The sequence below is a fragment of the Ruminococcus sp. OM04-4AA genome (genome assembly GCF_003462585.1).
GTDB lineage: Bacteria > Bacillota > Clostridia > Lachnospirales > Lachnospiraceae > Mediterraneibacter > Mediterraneibacter faecis.
This window is the reverse complement of sequence record NZ_QTZH01000137.1, coordinates 1-1,644: the sequence shown is the minus strand read 5'-3', so window position 1 is coordinate 1,644 and position 1,644 is coordinate 1. Positions and strand designations below refer to the sequence as shown.

The window sequence follows — 1,644 nt, the reverse complement described above, 5'->3', positions numbered from 1 at the left end:
CTTTTTGACTATCTTTTTATATCTTCTTAAATGTCCGCAAAGCCTTATTTTATCGGCTCTACGGGCATTTTGCTTTTGTGGTAAACCTCACATATCTAGGTCTATCTTCTTATATTTTCGCTATCAAGCGTGGTTAAAATCGTGGTAAATACTTCTATGCAATTAGACGCTGAACCTCTGATTTTGCGGTATCTATGGACGCATGAGCGTACCAATTCATTGTGATACTAATGTTTGAATGCCCCATGATATACTGTAAATCTTTTGGGTTCATGTTCTTGCTTGCCAGCCTTGTGCAGAACGTATGGCGTAGCGTATGCGGTGTGATATGTGGCAAGGGATTGTCCTTGTGGTGCTTGTTGTATTTCTTTACCATACGGACAAATAAGGCGTTGTAATCAATCGCAACTTTTGGCTTGTCCTTATGATTGACAAATAGGAAATTGCCCCGTCCGTCTATCACAAATGGTTCTGCCTTTGGGCGTTTCTTCATAACCCGTTGAAATGCCTGTATCGTTTCTCTGCTTAATGGTACTTGCCTTATTCCGCTTTTCGTCTTAGGCGTTTCAATATAATAGCCTTGTTCCTTGCTCTTTAGTAACTGGTGGTCGATAATCACAACTTCATTCTTGAAATCAATATCGGCTACTGTCAGTCCGCACAGTTCCGAGATACGAAGTCCTGTTTTTAACAGTATCAGCACATCATCATAATACTTGTGATACACATTGTCCGTCTTGATGAATGAGAGTAAGGCTTGTTCCTGTTCCTCTGTCAATGCAACTTTCTCTTTGGTATCATTTTCTAGGACTTCACTTAACTTGAAATCAAAGGGATTTTTCCTTACGCAATCGTCTTGTATGGCGATATAGAATGACGCTTTTAACGAGCGTTTATGGTTGTTAATGGTATTGTAGGAAAAGCCTTTGTCTTTCATGCGTAACGCCCATTCTTTAGCGTCAGAGGGTTTTATCGTATCAATGCTCCTAGCACCTAACTTATCCTCTTTCAATAACCGCATGAGTTGTTCCCGTTGTTTTATTGTGCTTTTCTTCACATTTGCCCTCTGTGCGTTCTGTTTGGCATAGAGTTGGCAAAGCGTCATTTTCTTGCCTGTGCTGTCGATACCGTCCTCAATATCCCGTCTTATCTGCTGTTCCAGTTCACGAAGTGAGGGTTTTTCCCGTTTTCCCTTTGGTGTCGGGTCTGTGGGTGTCAATCTCCAAGCATACACATATTTTGTGTTTCCAAATGCGTCTACATATTTATATAAGTATTTCCCGTCTGTTCGTTGGCTCTCTCCAGTATGCAGGATACGACCTTTGTTATCCCGTCTTTTTTCTTTCATGGTGTCTGCTCCTTTCCTTGTTGGAAAGAGCCTTGATATGACTTGTGTTCATCATAACACATACAAGGCTCATTTGCATTAGATTGCGTCCAATTTGTCAATAACCTGTTCAAACTGTCGGCGTTTAATCTGTATGCGGTTGCCATTCATAATGAGCCAGCCAGCGTCCTTGTTTTCCTCTGCTAAGCGTCTTAACTTGTTTTCTCCGATACGGAAATACTTTGACGCTTCTTCAATGGTAAGGGTGTATTTTTCCCATACGGGAATATCGTTGTTATTCATCAGATACCCCCTTT

General features: G+C 41.1%; 2 protein-coding genes. Both read right to left on the bottom strand.

The window, feature by feature from the left end:
• Positions 1 to 154: 154 nt before the first annotated feature.
• Positions 155 to 1,348: a site-specific integrase gene (locus DXB52_RS15675; protein WP_009243728.1), complete on the bottom strand. Its 1,194-nt coding sequence runs from the start codon at positions 1,346 to 1,348 to the stop codon at positions 155 to 157.
• Between the two features lie 78 nt (positions 1,349 to 1,426).
• A partial coding sequence (locus DXB52_RS15670; RefSeq protein ID WP_472520145.1) for an excisionase occupies positions 1,427 to 1,644 on the bottom strand: 218 nt, incomplete at its 5' end.